General features: G+C 74.5%; 4 protein-coding genes. 1 reads left to right on the forward strand and 3 read right to left on the reverse strand.

Annotation, left to right across the window (positions count from 1 at the left end):
• The 3 genes from IFT36_RS15560 to IFT36_RS15570 form a co-directional block, all read right to left on the reverse strand.
• The coding region (locus tag IFT36_RS15560) for an amidohydrolase family protein (RefSeq protein WP_200413606.1) at positions 1-666 on the reverse strand (666 nt) is incomplete at its 3' end.
• Entirely contained in the window at positions 659-1,468 is an 810-nt protein-coding gene (locus tag IFT36_RS15565; protein ID WP_307785134.1) for a YoaK family protein, read from the reverse strand. The genes IFT36_RS15560 and IFT36_RS15565, both read right to left, overlap by 8 nt.
• 216 nt (positions 1,469-1,684) lie before the next feature.
• Positions 1,685-3,091, reverse strand: coding sequence for a carboxylesterase family protein (locus IFT36_RS15570; RefSeq protein WP_200413607.1), 1,407 nt, complete (start codon positions 3,089-3,091; stop codon positions 1,685-1,687).
• A 40-nt stretch (positions 3,092-3,131) separates the two neighbouring features.
• Here IFT36_RS15570 and IFT36_RS15575 point away from each other — a divergent pair, with 40 nt between their 5' ends.
• Positions 3,132-3,353 carry a DUF1653 domain-containing protein gene (locus IFT36_RS15575; protein ID WP_159827969.1) on the forward strand — a complete coding sequence of 74 codons (222 nt, stop codon included), beginning with the start codon at positions 3,132-3,134 and terminating at the stop codon, positions 3,351-3,353.
• The last annotated feature ends 249 nt before the right edge of the window (positions 3,354-3,602 follow it).

A 3,602-nucleotide genomic window follows, 5' to 3' on the forward strand; every position in this document is an offset into this window, starting at 1 on the left:
GCCGGCACCGCCTCCGGCCTCGGCGCCGCCGGCCGCGTCATCGGCGCCGGTCGGCGAGGCCGCGGCGGCGTCGAGCCCGTCGGGGTCTTCCGCGTGCACGATCAGCAGGCCGTCGAAGTCGGCCAGCTCGGCCATCGCCCGGTGCAGCTGCTCGGTCGACAGGTGGGGGAACTCGTCGACGCCCGACGGCGACAGGAACGCCTTGAACCCGAAGACGCCGGCCTCGTGCAGCGCCCGCAGGTCGCCCGTGCCGAGGTTCGCCGGGATCGCTCCGCCCCAGAACCCGACGTCGACGACCGACTGGGGCCCGGCGGCGGCCCGCTTCTGTTCGAGCGCGTCGACCGTCGTCGTCGGCGGGATGCTGTTGAGGGGCATGTCGACGATCGTCGTGACACCCCCGGCGGCGGCGGCCCGGGTCGCGGTCGCGAAGCCCTCCCACTCGGTGCGGCCGGGCTCGTTGACGTGCACGTGGCTGTCGACGACGCCGGGCAGCAGCACCTGGTCGTCGGGCAACGTGACGTCGACGGTGGCGTCGACCCAGTCGGTGAGGCCGCCGATCGCGACGACGCGGCCGTCACGGACGACGACGCTCGCCTCGCGCCAGTCGCCGTCGACCAACGCACGACGGGCCCGGACGACGAGGTCGTGGTGCAGGGCGTCAGCCACGAGCGTCACCGTTCGCTCCGCTCGTCGCCGAGCGCGCCTCCTGGACTCCGCCGGACGTCGCGGAGGCAGTCGGAGTCGCCGACGCCGTCGCTGCGGCCGCCTCGGCCTCGCGCGCTTCGACCTCTTTCCGCCGCTCGCGCAGCAGGTGTCCGGTCAGGGCGACGAGCAGCGTCAGCCCGCCCGCGACGCCCATGCCCACGCCGATGTGCACCTGCAGCAGCAGGGCCCCGACGCCTGCCCCGGCGAGGATGAGAACCACGGCGAGCACCCGCCGGGGGAAGTTCTTGCCCGTGCCGCCGGCGAGCTTCGACTCGGACGCGAGCCCGACGATCGTCGACGTGACCACCACGGTCGTGACGTCGGCCACGGCGATCTTGCGGGCGGCGGCGGCCTGCAGGCCCATGGCGGCGCCGAGCAGGCCGGTGATCGTGAAGGCCCACGGCGTGTTCTCTTCGGGCACGACGAAGAAGGTCGAGATGCCGAGCCCGAGCAGCACGCCGCCGGTCACCCCGAACGAGATCGTGCTGCGGCCCGACCAGCCGGCACGGCCGCCTCGCAATACACGGCCGCCGATAGCGGCTCCGAGCAGGAACGCGGCGAGGGCCACGATCGGGCCGACGATCGGCAGACCGTCGGCCTGCGCGATGGCCATGCCGAGGATGACCACGTTGCCGGTCATGTTCGCGGTGAACACCCGGTCGAGGCCGAGGTAGCCGACGGCGTCGATGATGCCGGTGGTGAACGTCAGCGTCAGCATCATGACGAGGTGCATGCGCGCCTGGTTGCGGCGGAACTTCTTCACGGGGGTCCTCAGGTGCTCGGCGCCGCGGGGCACGGCGGGGCGGGCGACTACGGCGACGTCGGCGCATCGGGTCTGCCGTCGATCGTATTGTCGCGGCTCGCTCGCACGCGAACCCCGGGCCGTGCCCGTGAACGAGAGGAGCCGCGCCTGTGGACGCGAGGAGCCGCGCCTGAGGACGAGAGGAGGCGCGGGCGAGGGCCCCCAGGACGGACCGGCTCAGCGGCGGTGGACGACCAGGGTGTCGGCGAGGCCGGCCGTCGCGTCGGCGGCCACCGTGCCGGTGCGGGCGAAGTCGGCCCAGACCTGGCGCACCTTGCGGCCGCGGCGGTCGACGTCGTCCCAGTCGGTGGTGCCGACCAGGCGGGTGTGCGCCCAGGCCTCGCGGCCGCCGAGCAGCAGCGGCAGCTCGGTGATGTGGGCGGCGCCGAACGCCGTGCCCTCGGGCTCCCAGGTGAACTCGAACGTCGAGACGCGTCCGCCCGCGGCGCGGTGCCGCTCGGCGAAGGCCCGACCGGCCCGGTGGTAGACGGCCTTCGTCGTGGCGTCGATCATCAGGCGTCGGATCGCCCGGCCGACCACGGGCAGGCCGAACATCCGCTGCAGCAGGGGGGAGAACTCGGCGAACACCGCGGTCTCGTCGGCCGTCGCGCCGATCAGCAGGTCGATCTCGGGCGCGACCTCGCGCCACGCGGCGTCGGCGGCGGACTCGGTCGGCAGCGGTGCCCGCCCGTACTGCAGCCCGAAGGCCATGCCGCCGCGCAGGCCGAAGCGCTTCGCCGCCCGTTCGGCCACGGACTGCCCGGCGAGCAGCTCGTCGAGCGGAGCGTCCTTGCGGGGCGTGCCCACCGCCTCCGTCATCGCCTTCACCATGCGACTGCGGCCGCGCACGATGCCGAGCGGGGCGCTCTGCACGATGGCCCGGGCGAAGAGCCTCCGGGCGCCCTCGCTGATCATCAGGTGCGCGATCGCGTCACCGCCGGCGGACTGGCCGAACAGGGTGATGCGGCTCGAGTCGCCCCCGAACGCCTCGATCGTCTCGTGCACCCAGCGGACGGCCGCGAGCTGGTCGAGCAGCCCGAGGTTGGCGGGCAGCTCGTCGCCGACGCCGAAGAAACCGAGCATGCCCAGCCGGTAGGTCACGGTGACGACGATCACGCGCTGCTCGGCGACGAGGGCGCGCGGGTCGTAGACGCGCAGGTCGCCCGCCCCCGAGACGTACGAGCCGCCGTGAATCCACACCATGACCGGCACGCGCTCGTCGGCGAGGAGGTCGGCGGGCAGGGTGATCGAGAGGCGCTGGCAGTGCTCGTCGTCGACCATGCCGACGGCGGCGCCCTCGATCAGGGCGTCGAGCCCGGGCGACGCGACCTGCGGTGAGGCGGGGGCGCGGTCGAAGGCGAGCAGCGGGGAGGGCCAGGGTGCGACCGGACGCGGCGGCTCGAAGCGGTCGGCTTCGGCGTAGGGCACGCCGAGCACCCGCACGACCTCGCCGTCGACCCGACCCACGATGCGGCCCGACGGGGTGTCGAACTCGCGGCGGGCGGCGCGGTCGTCGGTGTCGACGACCGGTTCGCCGGGGGCGGTCGGCGTGCTGGCGGTGGGGCGGGGGGCGTCCTGGGTCACCCGACCATGGTGCCCCTCACCGCCCGTCTAGGCTCGCGGGATGACCGCCGACACCCCTCCCGCTCCCGGGTTCTACCGCCACTTCAAGGGCGGCCGTTACGAGGTGCTCGGCACCGCCCGCCACAGCGAGACCGACGAGCCGCTCGTCGTCTACCGCGCGCTCTACGGCGAGCAGGGCCTCTGGGTTCGGCCCCTCGCGGCCTGGTCCGAGCACGTGCGACGCGACGGGCACGACGGCCCGAGGTTCGCGCCCGAGGGCTGACCGGCCCACCCGGTGGCCGGTGCGCCCGCCATGCGGTGGTCCAGGGCGAGCCGAGGAGGCGCGGGGCGGGTCAGCGAAGTCACAGCCGGTTGATAGCCCCGCGGCCGGACACTCGGCTCATGAAGTTCTCACGTCGCTCCCAGCACCCCCAGGGTGCAGCCACAGACGGGGGCGTCGCGGACGACGCGACCCGCACCGCCGACCCGGCCGAGGCCGCGCCGCCCTCGGCCGTGCCGCCCGTGGCCGTGC

The organism is Frigoribacterium sp. CFBP 13605 (genome assembly GCF_014839405.1).
Lineage (GTDB): Bacteria > Actinomycetota > Actinomycetes > Actinomycetales > Microbacteriaceae > Frigoribacterium.

What these genes read in the sequence shown, in the direction of transcription:
- IFT36_RS15575 (WP_159827969.1), top strand. Translation starts at nt 3,132, where the DNA reads ATGACCGCCGACACCCCTCCCGCTCCCGGGTTCTACCGCCACTTCAAG.